Below are 17,486 nucleotides of genomic sequence, written 5' to 3'. Positions count from 1 at the left end.
ACACACCGAGGGCACCCACCCCGGACCTGCCCTGACCCGCGCTCTCCCGTGGTCGGAGGCCGCCGAGGAGCCCATCGAGCGGGGCGGGTGCGCGATCGGGAGCGAGCGCCTCGACGAGCACCCGACCGCGGCGCATCGTTCGGCCCTTCTTCGCCCCGAGGAAACGCAGCAACCGCCGCCGCACGGTGGGCCTTTGCTGCGCCGACCGACGCGTGAAGGTCAGCAGGGCACGGAGGTCGCCCTCCGCCGTCGCGCGCGTTCGCCGGGTCCAGGTGCGGTGACTCCCGTCGGTGGCCGCAGGGACCGAGCCGTGCCCCGCGCTCAGTGCCTGAGGGCCGACATCACGTCACGCATGTCGCTGATCATGGCCGCCCCGTAGGGGGACAGGTTCGGAACGCCCGGTGCGTCACCCCCGTCGGCCACGCCGCTGCCGTGCTGCTCGAACTGCAGGAAAGCGGAGAGGCTCAGCGAGAGGACCGCCCCACCCTCCCGCACGCGCAGCTCCGAGAAGCCTTCTTCCCGGGTCAGCAGATACGCCACGTCGCCGAGGCCGGGAACGGACTCCAGCTTCACGTCCGGGTCGACACCGACTTCGGTCACCCGTTGCCGCGCCTCGAACTCGGCACCCGGGTCGGTCTTCTTGTGCAGGGCCACCGTGATCCCGACCGTGTACTCGACGGACCAGCCCTTCCCGGATCTGTCCGCCCCGGCCGGAGGCCGAAGGGGAATAGAACACGTGATCTGGTCGAGGGCGGCATGCCGCAACATGTCCGCCCCGGTCCTGGCGGTGGGCTCTCTCGGCGCGAGCGCCGCGCCGATCGACTCCAGTCGCAGAGACGGGCACGGGTCCTGTTTCAGCCGGTACCCGTGCATATCGGGCTTCCGATCGCCCACCCCGTACAGGAACAGCGCCGCCGTCCAGAGAGCCGACGCCACCAGCATCCCGCCCATCGCCCACTCCCAGGGCCTGTGCGGACGCTGTTCCCCGAGGAACTCCTGGTCGAAGTCACCTATGTCCTCGCGGGTTCCGGCTCCACGGGAATCCCCCGCCATCTCCGGCTCAGAAATCATCCTGCTCCCCCTCGGCTGCGGCATCCGCCCACGCCACGATGATCGCAGAGGCGACGGCCAACGGAGTCGCGGACCTGATACGGACACGGCGCCGGCGTCCGGGGCATCCGACGCGGGCACGCTTCCGTCGAGCCCTGCCAGGTGGGCCGGGGCGCGCGGGTAGCCGAACCCCGGGATACGCGCAGGGCGGACAGGATGCCGTGAGGGCGGTGGTCAGGCCGGTACGTCGATCGGGAAATGGGCCGCGGGGAGCGCGTCGCCGCTGGGCAGGAGGTGGCCCCGCGCGATCGGGGAGGAGACCGTGCGCCCCGCCGGAACGAGCGTGAAGACCGTGGGCTCCGCGACGAGCGCCGAGCCGGACCGGTCTCCGCGTCAGGCCGGGTACGCGGGCGGAGCGCAATGGAGATCAGCGAGCTGAAGGCCGGCTTCCGCGTCAGGCCGGGTACGCGTGGGTCTGCGTGGCCTTGACCGCAGCCCAGACCGGTGCGCCCGGATGAAGGCCGAGTTCGGCGGCGGCGACGGCCGTCAGGTCGGCGACCAGCGGGAGCCCGCCGGTGAGGTCGGCGCGGATCCGGTCGCCGTGCGTCTCGAGTCCTGCGACCTCGCAGGGCCACAGGTTGCGGGCACTGGAGCCGGTGGGGCGCTCCCGGTGGAGGGTGACGGCGCTCGGCGGGAAGGCAACGAACGCCGGACCGGTGAGCTCCTCCGTGGTGGTGATCACGGGACCCGCTTCGAGCCGCACCGCCTGACCCTCGGCCCGCCCTTTGTACAGATTCAGGCCCACCAGTTGGGCGACGTAGTCCGTACGCGGACGGCGGGCGATGTCCGAGGGCGTGCCCTCCTGGACGACCAGGCCGTGCTCGATGACGACGAGCCGGTCGGCCAGCACCATGGCGTCCAGCGGGTCGTGCGTGACCAGTACGGCCACCGCCTCGAAGTCGGCGAGGTGCCGGCGGAGCTGGGTGCGCACGTCCAGGCGGGTACGGGCGTCGAGCGCTGCCAGGGGCTCGTCCAGGAGCAGCAGCCGGGGGCGGGTCGCCAGGGCGCGGGCCAGGGCGACGCGCTGGGCCTGACCACCCGAGAGACGGCGCGGTTTCACCCCGGACTGCTCCGCGAGGCCCATGCGGTCCAGCCACCGGGCGGCCTGCGCGCGGGCGTCGGCCTTGGAGGCGCCCTGGCAACGGGGGCCGAAAGCGACGTTGTCCAGAGAGGTCAGGTGGGGGAAGAGAAGGTAGTCCTGGAAGACCACGCCCACGGGGCGGCCCTCGGGCGGCGTTCCGTCCAACGCCGCTCCGTCCAGGCGCAGATGGCCGGCGCTGAGCGGGGTGAGCCCGGTGAGGGCACGCAGGGCGGTGGTCTTGCCCGCCCCGTTCGGCCCGAGCAGGGCGACGACTTCGCCGGGAGCGACCGACAGCGCCACATCGAGGCGGAAGATGCCCCGGTCCACGACGAGTCGAGCGTCCAAGCCCTCCGCGCGGGCCGCGCGGGAGCCGGATTCCTTGCCGATGTCGGTCATGAGACGGGCATCCCGTGGTCGGACGGTCCGGGGGAGACCGTGAAGGGTGGAGCGACGCCGCTCATGACACGGTCGCCCAGCGGTCCCGCAGCCCCGCGAGGACGGCGATGGACACGGCGAGCAGGACCAGGCTCAGCGCGATCGCGGCTGCGGGGTCGTTCTGCAGGGCGAGGTAGACGGCCAGCGGCATGGTCTGGGTACGGCCCGGGAAGTTGCCCGCGAACGTGATCGTCGCGCCGAACTCGCCGAGCGCCCGTGCCCAGGCCAGGACTGCACCCGCCGCGATGCCGGGCATGATCAGCGGCAGGGTGACCCGCCGGAACGCGGTGAAGCGGGAGGCGCCCAGTGTCATGGCCGCCTCCTCGAAGCGCGGGTCGGCGGCCCGCAGCGTGCCCTCCACGCTGATCACCAGGAACGGCATCGCGACGAACGCCTCCGCGACCACGACCCCCGCGGTGGTGAACGGCAGGGTGATGCCGAACCAGGAGTCCAGCCACTGCCCGACAACCCCGTTGCGCCCGAGCGCCAGCAGCAGCGCCACACCGCCCACCACCGGGGGAAGAACCAGAGGGAGCGTCACCAGGGCCCGTACGAGACCGCGTCCGCGGAAGTCGGCGCGTGCGAGCAGCCACGCCAGCGGCACTCCGAGGACCAGGCTCACGGCGGTGGCCGCGGTCGCGCAGATCAGGGACAGCCGCAGGGCCTCCCAGACTTCCGTGCTGGTCAGTTGTTCCGGGAGACTGCGCCAGGGGGTCCGTAGGAGGAGGGCGGCCAGCGGCAGCAGCAGGAACACGAGGCCGACGAGGGCGGGCAGCAGCAGCGGCAGGGGCACCCCGCTCCGTGCGCCCGCCCGGGCCCGCCGGCCGCGCGGCCCGCGCCGGGGCCCGGCATCCGTGCGGACCTCGGTCCCGGGGTCCGACCTGTACGGCGTACTCACGGCGTGAGGAATCCGGCTCCGGTCAGGACCTTCCGGCCCTCGGCGGACCGTACATAGGCGACGAACTCCTTCGCCCCCGCAGGATTGGGCGCGTCCTTGAGGAGCGCGATCGGGTAGTCGTTGACGGCGTCGGCCGACTCGGGGAAGTCCACACCCTCCACCTTGTCACCCGCGGCCTTGACATCGGTCCTGTAGACCACCGAGGCGTCTGCCTCCTTCAGCTCGACCTTCGTCAGCGCGCTCTTGACGTCCTGCTCGTAGGAGACGGGCGTGAGCTTCAGTTCCGCCGCGTCGAGGGCCTTCTGCGTGGCGGCGCCGCACGGCACCGTCCTGTCGCAGAGCACGACCTTGAGACCGTCTCCGGTGAGGTCCTGGAGTGAGGTGATCCTGTCCGGATTGCCGGGCAGGGTGGCGATCTCCAGCTGGTTGCGCACGAAGGTGGAAGGCGTCCCCGACACACCGCCCGCGTCGGAGACGACGGCCATCGTCCTGGGACTGGCGGCCGCGAAGACGTCGGCCGGCGCTCCGCCGGTGATGCCGGCGGCCAGGGTGTCGCTGCCACCGAAGCTGAAGGTGACCTTCGTTCCCGGGTGCGCCTTCTCGAAGTCCTTTCCCAGCACCGTGAAGCTCTCCTTCAGGGAGGCGGCGGCGAAGACCGTCACCGGGCCGGAGACGGTCCCGGACCCGTCCACGGAAGCCGACGACACCGACGAGCCCGACCGGGAGGGGGCGCCGGGGGAGGAGCAGGCACTCAGCGCCAGCAGTGCGGCTGCGCCTGCGCCGGCCGTCCGCAGGATCCGGCGTACAGCACGGGGTGTCATCACGGGTCTACTCCCTCTGACTCTTTCGGGTGCTCGCGTGTACGGAGTCCCGCTCCGCCGATGTCCGTCGGGCGGTCGCATTCCCGCCCCGATACGTGGGCATGCGCCGATCATACTGTCGCAGATTCGAGGCGGAAGCCCCTTGGAGCATCGCATGAGCTGGGAAGGAGGCGAACATGGGCTGCATGTGCGTTAGCTTGAGGGGCTGCCCCTGCGGCCCTTCCCTTGGAGGCGGCAGCCGTGAACCGGCCGCCGGTGGCGCACCGGACCGCGTGGCCTCAGGCGCGCGGCCCGGGCTGAGGGTGGCCGATCCGTTCGAGGGATCCCGGTGCCGACCGGGGGTCGACTGTGTCTCCAGCGGTATCCGGCACCATGCCCGGGGAGGCGTGACTGTACGACGTCCTCCACGCCGCAGGATCCGGCTTCGCCCTCTCCGACGCGAGGACCGGCCCTGGTCCCTGACCGCCGGGACGGGCGCGGACGGCCACCGTGTCCTGCTCTCCTGGGCGAAGACCGACCCCCGGACCTCGGACGGGCTCCGATGCCGCTCGCGGTGAGCATCGACGGCGTACCCACCGATCGGGCCGGCGCCCAGCTCGTCCTTCCCCGGATTGCTCCGTGCCAGGGTGCATCAGTGCCGTCAACGCTGTTGAGGCGGAAAGCCGTTACGTGCTGAGAGTGTGGAACCGGACAGAGACCGGCTTTCGTCCGGCCAGGCGAGCGCCGGGTCCGGAGCGCGGGAGTGCCGGCACCGGTACACGTGTGCACGGGGTGCACTCTCGCACAGGGCCCCGCCGGAGAGGTCAGGTCCGGTCGATGTGTACGTTCGTCGACTTCACGCGGGCGGTGGCCTCCATGCCGACCTCGAGGCCCAGCTCCTCCACGGCCTCCCGTGTCAGCAGGGACACCAGTCGGTGCGGCCCCGCCTGGATCTCCACCTGGGCCGCGACATCGCCCAGTTTGACGGCGGTGACGATGCCCGAAAAGGCGTTCCGCGCAGAGGTGTACGGGGTGTCGTCCTCAGCGGTGCTCCCGGCGATCTCCACCGAGAAGGCGGCCAGATCCCTGCCGTCGACGAGTCGACGCCCGCTCTCGTCGCGGTGAGTCGCCACCTTGCCCGCGTCCGCCCACCGGCGTGCCGTGTCCGGGCTCACGCCCAGCAGTCGCGCCGCCTGGCCGATCGTGTAGAACTGCATGCCGGTCAAGATAGCCTTGGGCGCTTGCATATGCAAACTAATAGGGGTCCGATAGTGGGCAGAAGCGGCGGCAGGGTGGTGCAGGGAGGAACCCTCACCGCGTTCGCGAGACCCGCAGCTCATCTCCGCTTCGAGTTCCCCCAGCCGACGCACGGTCCGATCCCTCCAGCCGCGCTGTACGTGAGCACCAAGGGGACGGGGCCCCGGGCGGCCCTTGACCGCCCGCGACCTGGGCGGCGTATCACCGGTCGGTGGAGGGACGACCGGCGTGTCTACGATGGGCCCATGCCCAGTCACGAGCTGTTCGCAGAGCCGCGCCCCCGGTCGTGGCACCGCGGGCTGCTGGTGCTCGGCCTGCTCGTCGGGCTGCTGGGCATGCACGGCCTCGGCTCCGTGCCGCAGGCACACGCGCGGACACACGCCCAGGCCCCGATGCGCGCGCAGACGCCCCAGGCGCACATGTCGCCGCTCCGTACGTACGCGCAGACGCACGGACCGCGGTCTCGCGCGTACGCGCATCCGGCCTCCGTCGCCTCCGGAGGCGGAGCCGGGCACACCATGGCGCCCATGGACCCGCCCGACGCCCGCGATCACGATGCCGGCGGGAAGGGCGGGCACCCGGAGCACGCCGACTCGACCTGCGCGTCGGGTGCGATCACCGGTTCTCCCGCGCTCGCCGCGCCCCCGGCCTCGGCGATCGGTGACGTCCCGCGCGCCCAGGAGTCGGAGACCGTTTCCTGGATCAGTACCGACGGGGGCCGCGCGCCGCCCTCCCTCGCGCATCTGCAACTCCTACGGATATAGGCGGGGCCGCCCGTCGCCGCAGCCGTGTCCCGCCAGGGGCCGTCGCCGCGGTGACGCCCGACGCCATGCTCTTCCGAACAGGAACCACAGGAGTGCTCCGCATGAACGCGCACCGACAGCTGATCCGCCGCACCGCCCTCGTCGCCGCCGCAGGAGTGGCGGCGCTGGTCCTGGCCGCCTGTGGCGGCGAGGACGACCACGACATGGGGTCCATGGGCGACTCCGGCTCGTCCCCGTCCGCCTCCGCCTCCGCCCCGGCCTCGGCCGAGGCCGGCGGGCACAACGCGGCTGACGTCTCCTTCGCCAAGGAGATGATCCAGCACCATCGCCAGGCGGTGGAGATGGCCGAACTGGCCGACACCCGGGCCGCGTCCGACGCGACCAGGCAACTGGCCTCGAAGATCAAGGCGGCCCAGGACCCGGAGATCAGGACGATGTCCGGCTGGCTCACCGCATGGGGTGAGGAAGTCCCCGCGGACATGTCCGGCATGGGCCATGACATGGCCTCCGCCATGCCCGGAATGATGAGCGGCGAGGACATGCGCCAGCTGGGCGAGGCGAAGGGCGCCGAGTTCGACACGATGTTCGCCGAGATGATGATCGAGCATCACGAGGGGGCCGTCGAGATGGCCCGGACGGAGAAGGCGGACGGTGCCTACGGCCCCGCCAAGAAGCTGGCCGACGCCGTGATCAAGACCCAGACGGCCGAGATCGACGAGATGAAGAAGATGCTCGGCACGAGCTGACCACCATCGCAACGGCGGCCGGCGGATCGCGTTCCGTCGGCCGCCCGGCGGCCCGGGGACGGACGCCCTACCCGTCCGTCCCCGAGCCGAAGCGGTCGCGGGACGACAGCGCCGGCCCGGGACACCTGCGACCGCCCCTCGCACGCGTGGCCGGTACGGGAGCACCATGCCGCCACCCGCCACCCGCCACCCGCCACCCGCCGCACAACGCGCGGAAGACATGCGGCGCCGCGCATACCCCTACGCCAGGGCCGCCGTGGATAATGCGGCGCATACCCCCCGAGAGCGAGCCCACGAAGGAGCCGTCCGTGGCACTGACCCGCGAAGAACGTGAGCGGTTTCTGGCCGAACCGCATGTCGCAGCCCTCGCTGTGGACTCGGGACAGAAGGGACGGGCTCCCCTCAGCGTGCCGATCTGGTACCAGTACGAACCGGGCGGCCATGTCTGGATCATGACGGGCCGCAACTCCCGCAAGGGGGTGCTGATCGCCGAAGCGGGCCGCTTCACGTTGATGGCCGACCGCCTGACGCCCACGGTCCGCTACGTCTCGGTCGAAGGCCCCGTCGTCGCCACGCTTCCCGCTACCCGCGAACAGCTGGTCGAGATCTCGGCGCGGTACCTCCCCGCCGAGAAGGTCGACGGTTACGTCGAATTCGCCTGGGCGAACCACGGTGAGCAGGTGGTCATCCACATGCGGCCGGAGCGCTGGCTCAGCTCGGACCTCGGCGAGACCTGAGGACGAGGGGCGGGAGGGCAGCATGGCGGCGGCGGTCCGGCAGCCGGCCTTGACGGCCGCACGGGTACGGCCGAGGCCGTCCGCACCGCCCCACTGCCCACGCCGCCCGCCCGGTCAGCCTTCGACGTCCGTCTCGTCATGTGCGGCACCCACAGGCTTCGACTCGGGCGATCCTTGCTGCCGCAGATAGATGGAGAAGACCGCCATCGAGGCGACGGCAAGCAGTTCGGGCTGCCGGTTCCGCAGCGTACGGCTCCAGAAGTCGGGCGGCACGAGGTAATCGGCCCACATCTGGGACGCCTCGTCCGTCGCCGCCCTGGACGTGATGCAGACGAAGTACGCGCAGCGCGGCAAGACGGTGGAGATCACGGGCCGCAACGCTCCCAGCGCCCGTATCCACGCCACCCTCAGCGGCGAACTCACCGGCGGCCACTGACCCGCCCCCGCTCACCGGCGGAGTCTCACCCGCGGAGACTCACCGGCGACCGCCTCCCCCGCCGGACCTGACTGACGGGCCGGCACGTCAGTCAGGTCCGGAGCGGGAGGCGGTGCAGCCGCACCTCGACGAGCCGCCCGCCCGCCACCTCCGCGGTCATGTAGGTGCAGTGCGGCTGCCGCCGCCTGTCGGTCGGTGATCCGGGGTTGAGGAGCCGTAGCCCGCCCGGAGCAGTCGTGTCCCACGGGATGTGGCTGTGGCCGAACACCAGGACGTCAAGACCGGGGAAGCGGTCCGCGCAGCGTCGCTCACGGCCCTTCGACGGGCCCGTCTCGTGCACGACGCCCAGGCGCAGCCCGTCGCACTCCACACGGGCCACCTCCTCCAGCCGGGCCCGCAGCTCCGGCCCGTCGTTGTTGCCGAACACACCGGCGAGCCGCCGCGCGCGGGCCTCGAAAAGGTCGAGGGTCGCCACGTCCACCCAGTCGCCCGCGTGGACGACGACATCGGCCACGTCCAACTCCGCGAGGAGGGGTGCGGGCAGCTCCCGGGCCCGCTTGGGCACGTGGGTGTCCGATGTCAGCAGCAGGCGCACGGCCCCGCTCCCGTCCGTGTGCTCAGCGGTTGACGACGTGCCGCTCGTCGGGCACGCAGTGCGTCATCGTCAGGCCCTCGACGTCACGCGGCGGGTTCTTGCCGAGGTTGGCGAGACGCTTGCGGTCGTCGTCCGACAGATCCTGGCTCGCCAGGGGCCGCAGCCCCGAGACGTCCTGCGGAGTGATACCGAGACCTTCGCCGACCCGCAGCCCCAGGTCGTTCTCGACGAGGAGGAAGTGCCACACCATCCGCTCCTGCACCGGCCGGTCACACTGCGAGAGCATGTCGACGAAGTTCGCCACCAGATCGTCCCGCTCCCAGTCCTCCATGAGCAGGTACCGCTGGCCCGCCTGCAGGTAGTCGTTCGTCCGGGAGATCCTCTTTCGAGTGAGTCGGCCGCGGATCTCGGGCCCCTGCTCGTCGTGGGCCGGATACTCGCCCTCGCGGAGCCCGCCGGTGATCGACGGCTCGTAGTTCACCTCGGGGTTCGCACCCTTGTGGCCGTTGTCGTACGCCATCAGCCCGTCGCGCTGGTTGGTGGCCACATGCGCGTTCTTGGCCTGGTTGACGGGGAGCTGAAGGTAGTTCGGGCCCACCCGGTAGCGCTGGGTGTCGCTGTAGGAGAAGGTCCGGCCGACCAACATCTTGTCGTCGGAGAAGTCCAGACCGTCGACCAGGACACCGGTACCGAAGGAGGCCTGCTCGTTCTCCGCGAAGTAGTTGTCCGGCACCCGGTTCAGCACCATCCGGCCCACCGGCTTCGGCGGGAAGTCCTGCTCCGGCCACGTCTTGGTGTCGTCCAGGGGGTCGAAGTCCAGCTCCGGGTGCTCGTCGTCGGACATCATCTGGACGACCAGTTCCCACTCCGGGTGGTCGCCCCGCCTGATGGCCTCGTAGAGGTCCTTGGTCGCGTGGCCCAGCTCTTCGGCCTGGACGTTCGCCGCGTCCTCGGCGGTCATGCTGCGCACGCCCTGCTTGGGGAGCCAGTGGTACTTGACCAGGACGGACTCACCCTCCGCGTTCACCCACTTGTACGTGTTGACGCCGAAGCCCTGCATATGACGGTAGTCGGAGGGGATCCCGCGCGGGCTGAAGAGATTGACGAGCATGTGCATGCTCTCGGGGGTCTGCGACATGAAGTCGAAGATCCTGCCCGGCTTCTGCTCGTGGGAGACCGGGTCGGGCTTGAGGGCGTGGATGACGTCGGGGAACTTGATCGCGTCCCGGATGAAGAAGACCCCGAGGTTGTTGCCCACGAGGTCCCAGTTGCCGTCCTCGGTGTAGAACTTCACGGCGAACCCGCGTGGGTCCCGTGCCGCCTCGGACGAGTCGCGTCCGCCGATGACGGTGGAGAACCGGACGGCCACGTCGGTGCGCTTGCCGGCCTCCTGGAACAGCTTGGCGCGCGTGTAGCGCGAGATCGGCTCGTCGCCCCACTTCCCGTACGCCTCGAAGTAGCCGTACGTCGTCACGCCCCGCGCGTGGACGACGCGCTCGGGGATGCGCTCCCGGTCGAAGTGGCTGATCTTCTCCAGGAACTGGTAGTTCTCCAGGGTGGCCGGGCCGCGGGCCCCCACCGTGCGCTGGTTCTGGTTGTCGTAGACGGGATGACCCTGCCGGTTCGTGAGTACCGGACGGTCGTCGTTCCGATCGGGCCCTGAGCTCGCTACGTCTGTCACAGCCACCTACTCCTTGTCGCTTCCGGGTGCGCGGCAGAGGTTGTGCCTCGTACCCCTGAGTCCGCTCGTGATGCGGTGGGGGCCGTCCCGGACTCCGGGGGCGTCGTGCCGTTCCGCCCGCTCCGCCGGGGGAGCGGGACTCCGGAACGGGTGCAGGCGGTCTGCCCGGCCCCGTGGCGGGGCAGGGCAGGGCCTACACGTGGACGGTCTCCGGGCCTCATGCTCGTGCCGCCGCCTCGGCCCCACCACCGGAGTGGCGCGAATGGAGGAGACCACCGGACCGGCCGCACACCCCGGGCGCCTCACCGTCCGGGGCGGTGGCCCTGCACACCCCCTCGGTGCCGGAGGTGCTGCGCGGGTCCTGCGAACCCGGGGTGACGCCACCGCGTCCCCCGGTTCCCCTTCACTGGCAGACGAACGCCTTGGCGGACAGGCCCCCGCTCAGCGCGCACGTCTTGCCCAGTACCGTTCCGCCCGCGTCCCGGAAGGCAAGGGTCCAGGTTCCCCCGGCATCGCGGAGATCCGCATATCCGAAGATGCCCAGGCCGCCCGGGGTCTGTTCCTGGGTGATCGACTGACGAACGGCCTGCGCAGGCGTGCCGATCATCTTCCCGACGACCTTGGAGTCGTCAGGCCCGTTGTCCAGCGGGCCGCCCGAGGACCCCACGGTCAGCTGGGGCGGACGGTGTGTGCCGAAGTCCAGCATCTGGTAGAGGTGAACGTGGCCCGACAACACCAGCCGTACCCTGTCGGCCAGAGCCTGCTGGTTGGTCCGGGCCACGGCCGCGTCGAGTACGTGCGTCAGCCATTCCACGTTCGAGGGCAGTGTGCCGGCCGACTTGACCATCCACAGGGGCTTGTGCGTGAACAGGAAGTAGTCGCCGTTGTGCTGCGACACGTCCTGGTTCACGGCGTTGAACTGCCTGGCGTAGATGCCCGCCTGCGCTGTGCTCCCGTTGTCGTTCGGGTCGGCGAGCGCGGAGTCCACCGAGACGAGGTTCAGGCTTCCGGCCCGGATCGGCGCGACGGGGCTGTAGAGGCTGCACGTGCCGTTGGAGCGGAGATCGTCGGCGAGGTAGCGGAACCACGCGCCTCCCGCGCCGCCCACCTGGGCCACGTTGCAGTCCTCGTGGTTGCCCCGTGTCAGCGCGATCGGCGCTGTGGCCAGCAGCGCTTCGGCGGGTCTGAAGAAGTCCGCGACCACACAGGCCCAGCTGGCGCTGTCGGTGGACTGCGTGCAGCCGGGATTCGCCGCTTTGTCGTTCTCCCTGCTCGGATCCTCCCGGTAGAGGTAGTCGCCGACGTGGATCACGAGGTCCGGCCGGGTGACGGTGGCGGCACTGGCCGCGACCCGGGGGAAGGGCCAGCCGGTCTGGTGGTTCGCGCAGTCCTGCACGGCGCCCGTCGTCGGCACCTCGCACCCGGTGTCCCCGAGGACGGCGATCCTGCCGGGACGCGTGGCGGCGGTCCAACTCGGCAGCGGAAGCTGACGATTCGCGGGGTGCACCGTGGCAGCCTGGACCGTCGAGGCTTCGATCACCGCGTCGGAGGCGGTGAGGGGCACCGCCAACTCGCAGACGGTGGTCGGGAACTGCTGCCCCATGGGGGTGCTCACCACGGTCATCCGGAACGGGGCCCTGGTGCCGCGCAGGGTGTAGCGCACGGCAGGACAGGTCTGGCTGGTGTCGGTGGACACATAGCGGATACGGGTCCCGCCGCTGGTCAGTTGGGTCCATGCCCAGGCCTCCCCGTTGGCTCCCCCGGGTGGGGGCGGCGTAGGGGGAGGCGAGGTCACGGGCGGACGCGGGCCCGTACCGCCCGGTCCGGTTCCCGCGGGCGCGGCGGCGGCCGCCCCTGTGACGAGCACCCCCGCCACGGCGAGAACGGCGATCCGATGAATCATGTGCACATACCTCCGGTCGCGTATCCCGGTCATCGGTCCCTCTCGTCGCCGGGGTCACACGTCGAATGGTCACCGGTGTTCCGGGCGCGCGCAGCGCCATGGAAGCGAACGGCTGACGACCGGATCCACGAGTCGGGCGGCCCCGGGGTCCCGCCGCTGCAGGTGGGTGGCCGGCCTCGCGTGACGAGGCCGCACGGAGTGGTTCCGCTTCCCCCGGGGCGCGCGGGTGGGAGTGACCGACTGCGGACGTGGGCTGCGCATCCGTACGCATGTCCGTGCGGATGCCGGGCATCCGGATGCATGACGCTCCCACGTGACGGAAGGGAACCACCGTGCTGATGCCTCACCCCACGATTCTCCGCGGACTCGTCGAACGGTACGCCGACCTCAGCGAGGCCCCCGGACGGGCCGGTGCGCTGGAGGACATCAGCTACACGCTGTGCGTCTCCACCGGCACCCGGACCGTCGAGGACGCACTCGCCGTCGCCGAGCGGTACCTGGACGAGGTGCTCGCCGGCGGCACGCCGGCCGGGCAGGCACTCGCGGGAGACGCGGCGGACCCCGACACGGTGATCCTCACCGCCTGACAGCTCGACGGCCGGGTGGCCGCGAGCGTCGGCCGCGGGCACCCGGCGGGGGGGACACGACCCCGATCCGAAAGGCCCACGCTTCATGCAGAAGAAGAACATCTTCGTCCTCGGCCTCGACGAGGCGAACCTGCCGACCCTGGAGAACGTACCCGGAGCCGAGTCCTACCGGTTCCATCCCCTCCTGAGCATCGCGGAACTGCAGGAGGGCGAGGTGTCGGTCTCCGCCCTCGCCGACCGTGCGCGCGGCGTGCTCGACGCTCACGAGGGCAGCATCGACGCCATCGTCGGCTACTGGGACTTTCCGGTCAGCACCCTCGTTCCGATTCTCGGACAGGAGTACGGCACCCGCACGACCAGCCTGGAATCGGTCGTCAAGTGCGAGCACAAGTACTGGAGCCGGCTCGAACAGCAGAAGGTCGTCGACGCGTACCCGCGCTTCGGCCGTGTGGACCTCGACAGTGACGATCCGCAGCCACCCGAGGGCGTCCGTTTCCCCATGTGGCTCAAGCCGGCCCTGTCGTACTCCTCCGAACTGGCCTTCGGTGTATCGGACATGACGGAGTTCCGGGCCGCCGTGGACGAGATCCGCGCAGGTATCTCGCGGGTGGGCAGGCCCTTCGAGGCCATCCTCGACCTCCTCGAACTGCCCCCGGAGATGGCCGACGTCGGCGGGCAGGTCTGTCTCGCCGAGGAGGCCATGACCGGCCTCCAGGTAGCCGTCGAGGGCTACGTGCACAACGGTGAGGTGACGGTGTACGGGGTCCTCGACTCGATCAACTACCCCGACTCCCCGTGCTTCCTGCGCCACCAGTACCCCAGCACCCTGCCGCCGCAGGTGATCGCGCAACTCCACGACGTCAGCAAGCGGACCATGCGCCGGATCGGCATGGACGAGGCGACCTTCAGCATCGAGTACTTCTACGACCCGTCCACCGGGCAGGTGAAGCTGCTGGAGATCAACCCGCGGCATTCCCAGTCCCACGCCGAGATGTTCGAGTACGTCGACGGGGTCGCCAACCACCACCGCATGATCAGCCTCGCGCTGGGTGAGGACCCGTCGGTGAAGGGCGGCCGGGGCGACTACCGCATGGCGGCCAAGTGGTACTACCGCTGGTTCGGCGACGGATCGGTGCACCAGGTGCCCACCCCCGAGGAGATCGCCGCGATCGAACGCGAGATACCCGGGGTGCGGATCGACGTCGTGCCCGCCGAAGGACAGAAGCTCTCGGCCCTGTCCGGCCAGGACAGCTACAGCTACGAAGTGGCCCACATCTTCACCGGCGGGGACGACGAGGAGGACCTGCGCCGTAAGTTCGACCGGTGCGTGGCGGCCCTCGGCCTCACCTTCGACGACACCGCACCGGGCGGACGCGACCGCAAGTCGGCCTGACCGCACCCGGCCGGAAGGAGCACCACACCGGTATGCGCTACGTGAACCAACTGCCGTACGCGACGAAGGAAGAGAATCACGTCACGATCCCCATGGCCGACGGGGTCCGGCTCTCCGCCCGTATCTGGCGCCCCACCGCCTCCGACCAGGAACCGGTGCCCGCCGTCCTCGAGTACATCCCGTACCGCAAGAACGACCTCACCTCCGTCCGCGACGCCATCCACCACCCCTACGTCGCCGGCCACGGGTACGCGTGCGTCCGCGTCGACATCCGGGGCACCGGCGAGTCCGAGGGCGTGCTGCGGGACGAGTACCTGGAGCAGGAGCAGCGCGACGCCGAGGAGGTCCTCGCCTGGCTCGCCGACCAGCCCTGGTGCGACGGCAACACCGGGATGATGGGCATCTCCTGGGGAGCGTTCGCCGCCCTCCAGGTAGCGGCACGGCAGCCACCGGGTCTGCGCGCCATCGCCGTCGCCTCCTTCACCGACGACCGCTACGCCGACGACATGCACTACATGGGCGGGGCGATGCTCTCCGACAACCTGGCAGAGGCCGGCACCATGTTCGCCTACGCCACCTGCCCGCCCGACCCGGCCCTCGTCGGCGACCGCTGGCGGCCCATGTGGCAGGAACGGCTGGAGGGCACCCGCCCCTGGGTACTGGAATGGCTGCGCCACCAGCACCGAGACGCCTACTGGCAGCACGCCTCGCTCTGCGAGGACTACGCGGCCCTGCGCTGCCCCGTCCTGGCCTCCAGCGGCTGGGCCGACGGCTACTCCAACGCGGTGACCAGGCTGTTGGGCAACGTCGACGTCCCTCGCAAGGGGCTGATCGGCCCCTGGTCGCACAAACTGCCGCACCTGGGGGAGCCCGGCCCGGCCATCGGCTACCTGCAGGAGGTCGTCCGGTGGTGGGACCACTGGCTCAAGGGCGTGGACAACGGGGTCATGGACGGGCCGATGCTCAGCGCCTGGATGCAGGAGAGCGTGCCGCCGTCCACGTCGTACGAGGAGCGGCCCGGCCGCTGGGTCGGCGAGCCGGCCTGGCCCTCACCGCACGTCAGCCAGGTGGCCCACCCGCTGCGCAACCGCACGGTGGTCCTCCCCGGGGCCCCGGGGGCCCAGGAGGGGCCGGCGAACCTGCCTGCCGCACGTGTGCACACCGTGCAGTCCCCCCTGTCCGTCGGCCAGTTCGCCGGCAAGTGGGCCTCGTACAACGCCCCGCCCGATCTGCCCTACGACCAGCGCGAGGAGGACGGCGGTTCGCTCGTCTTCGACACCCCGCCGCTCACCGAACGGATGGAGATCCTGGGCGCCCCCAGCGTCGATCTGGAGGTGTCGAGCTCGCAGCCGGTCGCCCAGGTGGCCGCGCGCCTCTCCGACGTCGCGCCGGACGGCCGGGCCACCCGCGTGACGTACGGGGTGCTCAATCTGACCCGCCGCGACGACAGGGAGACCTCCGAACGGCTGGAACCGGGCCGACGTTACCGGGCGACGCTCCAGCTCAACGGGGTCGCCCAGGCGTTCCCGCCCGGCCACCGCATCCGGCTGTCGCTCTCCACCTCGTACTGGCCGCTGGCCTGGCCCCCGCCGCGGCCCGTCCTGCTCACCGTGTACGAGGAGGGCTGCGCCCTCAACCTGCCGGTCCGCCCCCCGGACGAGCCCGACGACGTGCCCCGCAGCCCCTTCGGTGAACCCGAGGGCTGCGAACCGCCCGCCGTCACGCGGCTCTCGGGTCCCGAGGAACGTTGGGAGGTCTCCCGGGACCTCATCCACTACCGCTCGGCACTGGACATCGTCAAGGACCGCGGCCTGAACCGCTACGAGGAGAACGGCATCGACGTCGGACTCCGGGCCTGTGAGCGGTACACCAGCGTGGCCGACGACTTCGGGTCGGTGAGCGGTGAGTCCGCCTGGACCATGACGTTCCGGCGCGAGGGGTGGGACGTCCGCGTCGAGACCCGCACGGTCCTCACCTCGGACGAGGAGGAGTTCACGGTCTCGGCGACCCTGGACGGATACGAGGGCGAGCGGCGGGTGTTCTCCCGTACGTGGAACGAGAAGGTCCCCCGCGAGGACCTGTGAGACCGGCCGTCCCGGCCACGCGGCGGGCCGGGACGGCGGCCACCAGCCGGTGGCGCGGCGTCGGTCCGGGCAGTGCGGTGGCCCGCACGGGCGGCGCCCGTGGTGAGGCCTGCGCTCACCGCGCGGTCCCCGCAGGTGTTGCCGCGCCCGGATACATGCCGTGCCCGCCCTGGCCGGCCGTGACCAGCCTGGACAGACCCTCGGCCGTGGTGGGGCCGGCCCCCGGCCCCAGTCCGCCGGCCCGGCTCGGTGTTTCCGCGACAGCGGCACCCGAGCCGGGCCGGCCGCGGTCAGACCTTGCGGCCGGTGACCAGATCCCGGGCCCGGTCCACCAGGCCGGCGCCCGGGGCGAGGATTTTGTTGGCGGGCGGGGTGTCCGGGGCGGAGGGATGGGGGCGGGTCGGCGCCGTCTTCTTCGCCTTGCGGATCCGGTCGCCCAGTTCGTCCAGCGCCGCCGGGGAGCAGGCCGCCGCGAGCAGCGGAAAGAGCCGGTCCTCCTCGTCCCGCACGTGGGCGGTGACCTGGTACCTCAGCTTCGCGACCAGGTCGTCGAATGCCGGTTCGTCGGCGGCGCGTCCCTCCAGGTCCTTGAGCAGCCGTTCGACGGCGGCGTGGTCCTCGATCTCCTTGTCCGCCATGTCGTCCCCGTCGTCGACGTATCTCCGGACGGCGGGGTAGAGGTACTGCTCCTCGGCGACCGCGTGCCGTACCAGTTCCACCGTCAGTTCGTCGGCGAGTTCCCGGCGGCGCTCGTCGCCGACCGGCTGCTCCTCGATCCGGGCGAACAGGGAGTCCACCTCGCGGTGGTCCGCCGTGAGTTCGCTGATGACGTTTCCGCCGTGTCCCATGCTGGCTTTCCTCTCTCGATGGTCCGGTCGGGGGTGGCCGGACCGCCCCGCCGTCCGCCCGGTGCGTACCCGTCCCGGCGGCCTGCATCCACGCGCCCCACAGGACGGCAGTGCTGCCTCCCATCCCACCG

The 17,486-nt window shown here is 71.1% G+C and carries 15 protein-coding genes and 2 pseudogenes; 7 read left to right on the top strand and 10 right to left on the bottom strand.

The annotated features are described in order from the left end of the window. Positions 1 to 321: 321 nt before the first annotated feature. The 5 genes from ACH4VO_RS10045 to ACH4VO_RS10025 form a co-directional block, all read right to left on the bottom strand. Positions 322 to 1,071, bottom strand: coding sequence for a hypothetical protein (locus tag ACH4VO_RS10045; protein ID WP_360988410.1), 750 nt, complete (start codon positions 1,069 to 1,071; stop codon positions 322 to 324). Positions 1,072 to 1,504: 433 nt separating this feature from the next. Beyond that, positions 1,505 to 2,587: an ABC transporter ATP-binding protein gene (locus ACH4VO_RS10040; RefSeq protein ID WP_360988412.1), complete on the bottom strand. Its 1,083-nt coding sequence runs from the start codon at positions 2,585 to 2,587 to the stop codon at positions 1,505 to 1,507. A gap of 61 nt (positions 2,588 to 2,648) precedes the next feature. After that, complete coding sequence (gene modB / locus ACH4VO_RS10035) at positions 2,649 to 3,524, bottom strand: molybdate ABC transporter permease subunit (RefSeq protein WP_398440913.1); 876 nt, start codon at positions 3,522 to 3,524, stop codon at positions 2,649 to 2,651. Then, a complete protein-coding gene (modA, locus tag ACH4VO_RS10030; RefSeq protein WP_360988416.1) occupies positions 3,521 to 4,345 on the bottom strand; it encodes a molybdate ABC transporter substrate-binding protein in 825 nt (274 codons plus the stop codon). Before modA ends, modB begins: the two co-directional genes overlap by 4 nt. 803 nt (positions 4,346 to 5,148) lie before the next feature. Then, positions 5,149 to 5,541, bottom strand: a complete 393-nt coding sequence (locus ACH4VO_RS10025; RefSeq protein ID WP_360988418.1) for a helix-turn-helix transcriptional regulator — start codon at positions 5,539 to 5,541, stop codon at positions 5,149 to 5,151. A 285-nt stretch (positions 5,542 to 5,826) separates the two neighbouring features. Here ACH4VO_RS10025 and ACH4VO_RS10020 point away from each other — a divergent pair, with 285 nt between their 5' ends. The 3 genes from ACH4VO_RS10020 to ACH4VO_RS10010 all read left to right on the top strand — a co-directional run bounded on the left by ACH4VO_RS10020 (position 5,827) and on the right by ACH4VO_RS10010 (position 7,828). Continuing rightward, positions 5,827 to 6,345 carry a DUF6153 family protein gene (locus ACH4VO_RS10020; protein ID WP_360988420.1) on the top strand — a complete coding sequence of 173 codons (519 nt, stop codon included), beginning with the start codon at positions 5,827 to 5,829 and terminating at the stop codon, positions 6,343 to 6,345. A gap of 101 nt (positions 6,346 to 6,446) precedes the next feature. Further along, the gene (locus ACH4VO_RS10015) at positions 6,447 to 7,091 is read left to right on the top strand and encodes a DUF305 domain-containing protein (protein WP_360988422.1); all 645 of its coding nucleotides are present in this window, start codon (positions 6,447 to 6,449) and stop codon (positions 7,089 to 7,091) included. Between the two features lie 308 nt (positions 7,092 to 7,399). Next, the gene (locus ACH4VO_RS10010) at positions 7,400 to 7,828 is read left to right on the top strand and encodes a pyridoxamine 5'-phosphate oxidase family protein (RefSeq protein ID WP_360988424.1); all 429 of its coding nucleotides are present in this window, start codon (positions 7,400 to 7,402) and stop codon (positions 7,826 to 7,828) included. A gap of 114 nt (positions 7,829 to 7,942) precedes the next feature. Here the strand turns inward: ACH4VO_RS10010 and ACH4VO_RS10005 are convergent. Further along, a pseudogene (locus tag ACH4VO_RS10005) lies at positions 7,943 to 8,116 on the bottom strand (DUF6766 family protein); the annotation flags it as partial. On the opposite strand from ACH4VO_RS10005, the pseudogene ACH4VO_RS10000 reads away from it, so the two are divergent. Then, positions 8,109 to 8,264 (top strand): annotated as a pseudogene (locus tag ACH4VO_RS10000) (sodium-independent anion transporter); the annotation flags it as partial. The pseudogenes ACH4VO_RS10005 and ACH4VO_RS10000 sit on opposite strands and share 8 nt — an antisense overlap. Before the next feature lie 91 nt (positions 8,265 to 8,355). Here ACH4VO_RS10000 and ACH4VO_RS09995 read toward each other — a convergent pair. The 3 genes from ACH4VO_RS09995 to ACH4VO_RS09985 all read right to left on the bottom strand — a co-directional run bounded on the left by ACH4VO_RS09995 (position 8,356) and on the right by ACH4VO_RS09985 (position 12,443). Further along, a complete protein-coding gene (locus tag ACH4VO_RS09995) occupies positions 8,356 to 8,859 on the bottom strand; it encodes a metallophosphoesterase (RefSeq protein WP_360988428.1) in 504 nt (167 codons plus the stop codon). Between the two features lie 22 nt (positions 8,860 to 8,881). Beyond that, positions 8,882 to 10,540: a catalase gene (locus tag ACH4VO_RS09990; protein ID WP_360988430.1), complete on the bottom strand. Its 1,659-nt coding sequence runs from the start codon at positions 10,538 to 10,540 to the stop codon at positions 8,882 to 8,884. Between the two features lie 403 nt (positions 10,541 to 10,943). Next, a complete protein-coding gene (locus ACH4VO_RS09985) occupies positions 10,944 to 12,443 on the bottom strand; it encodes a metallophosphoesterase (protein WP_360988432.1) in 1,500 nt (499 codons plus the stop codon). Between the two features lie 338 nt (positions 12,444 to 12,781). Between ACH4VO_RS09985 and ACH4VO_RS09980 the strand changes: the two genes are divergently transcribed. The 3 genes from ACH4VO_RS09980 to ACH4VO_RS09970 all read left to right on the top strand — a co-directional run bounded on the left by ACH4VO_RS09980 (position 12,782) and on the right by ACH4VO_RS09970 (position 16,507). After that, positions 12,782 to 13,030, top strand: a complete 249-nt coding sequence (locus ACH4VO_RS09980; RefSeq protein WP_360988434.1) for a DUF5133 domain-containing protein — start codon at positions 12,782 to 12,784, stop codon at positions 13,028 to 13,030. Between the two features lie 85 nt (positions 13,031 to 13,115). Further along, positions 13,116 to 14,423, top strand: a complete 1,308-nt coding sequence (locus tag ACH4VO_RS09975; protein ID WP_360988436.1) for an ATP-grasp domain-containing protein — start codon at positions 13,116 to 13,118, stop codon at positions 14,421 to 14,423. Between the two features lie 32 nt (positions 14,424 to 14,455). Continuing rightward, on the top strand, positions 14,456 to 16,507 hold the full coding sequence (locus ACH4VO_RS09970) for a CocE/NonD family hydrolase (protein ID WP_360988438.1): 2,052 nt from the start codon (positions 14,456 to 14,458) through the stop codon (positions 16,505 to 16,507). A gap of 290 nt (positions 16,508 to 16,797) precedes the next feature. Here ACH4VO_RS09970 and ACH4VO_RS09965 read toward each other — a convergent pair whose 3' ends face one another. After that, a complete protein-coding gene (locus ACH4VO_RS09965; RefSeq protein WP_360988440.1) occupies positions 16,798 to 17,355 on the bottom strand; it encodes a hemerythrin domain-containing protein in 558 nt (185 codons plus the stop codon). Between the last annotated feature and the right edge of the window lie 131 nt (positions 17,356 to 17,486).

This window comes from Streptomyces sp. NPDC020780 (assembly GCF_044334475.1).
Taxonomy (GTDB): Bacteria; Actinomycetota; Actinomycetes; order Streptomycetales; family Streptomycetaceae; genus Streptomyces.
Note: the sequence above shows the minus strand (reverse complement) of the source record. Positions and strands in the feature narration are given on the sequence as shown.

Bases quoted from the DNA above. Each gene is read 5' to 3' on its own strand.
- ACH4VO_RS10045 (WP_360988410.1), bottom strand. From the start codon at position 1,071: ATGATTTCTGAGCCGGAGATGGCGGGGGATTCCCGTGGAGCCGGAACC.
- ACH4VO_RS10040 (WP_360988412.1), bottom strand. From the start codon at position 2,587: ATGACCGACATCGGCAAGGAATCCGGCTCCCGCGCGGCCCGCGCGGAG.
- modA (WP_360988416.1), bottom strand. From the start codon at position 4,345: ATGACACCCCGTGCTGTACGCCGGATCCTGCGGACGGCCGGCGCAGGC.
- ACH4VO_RS10025 (WP_360988418.1), bottom strand. From the start codon at position 5,541: ATGCAGTTCTACACGATCGGCCAGGCGGCGCGACTGCTGGGCGTGAGC.
- ACH4VO_RS10020 (WP_360988420.1), top strand. From the start codon at position 5,827: ATGCCCAGTCACGAGCTGTTCGCAGAGCCGCGCCCCCGGTCGTGGCAC.
- ACH4VO_RS10015 (WP_360988422.1), top strand. From the start codon at position 6,447: ATGAACGCGCACCGACAGCTGATCCGCCGCACCGCCCTCGTCGCCGCC.
- ACH4VO_RS09985 (WP_360988432.1), bottom strand. From the start codon at position 12,443: ATGATTCATCGGATCGCCGTTCTCGCCGTGGCGGGGGTGCTCGTCACA.
- ACH4VO_RS09980 (WP_360988434.1), top strand. From the start codon at position 12,782: ATGCCTCACCCCACGATTCTCCGCGGACTCGTCGAACGGTACGCCGAC.
- ACH4VO_RS09975 (WP_360988436.1), top strand. From the start codon at position 13,116: ATGCAGAAGAAGAACATCTTCGTCCTCGGCCTCGACGAGGCGAACCTG.
- ACH4VO_RS09970 (WP_360988438.1), top strand. From the start codon at position 14,456: ATGCGCTACGTGAACCAACTGCCGTACGCGACGAAGGAAGAGAATCAC.
- ACH4VO_RS09965 (WP_360988440.1), bottom strand. From the start codon at position 17,355: ATGGGACACGGCGGAAACGTCATCAGCGAACTCACGGCGGACCACCGC.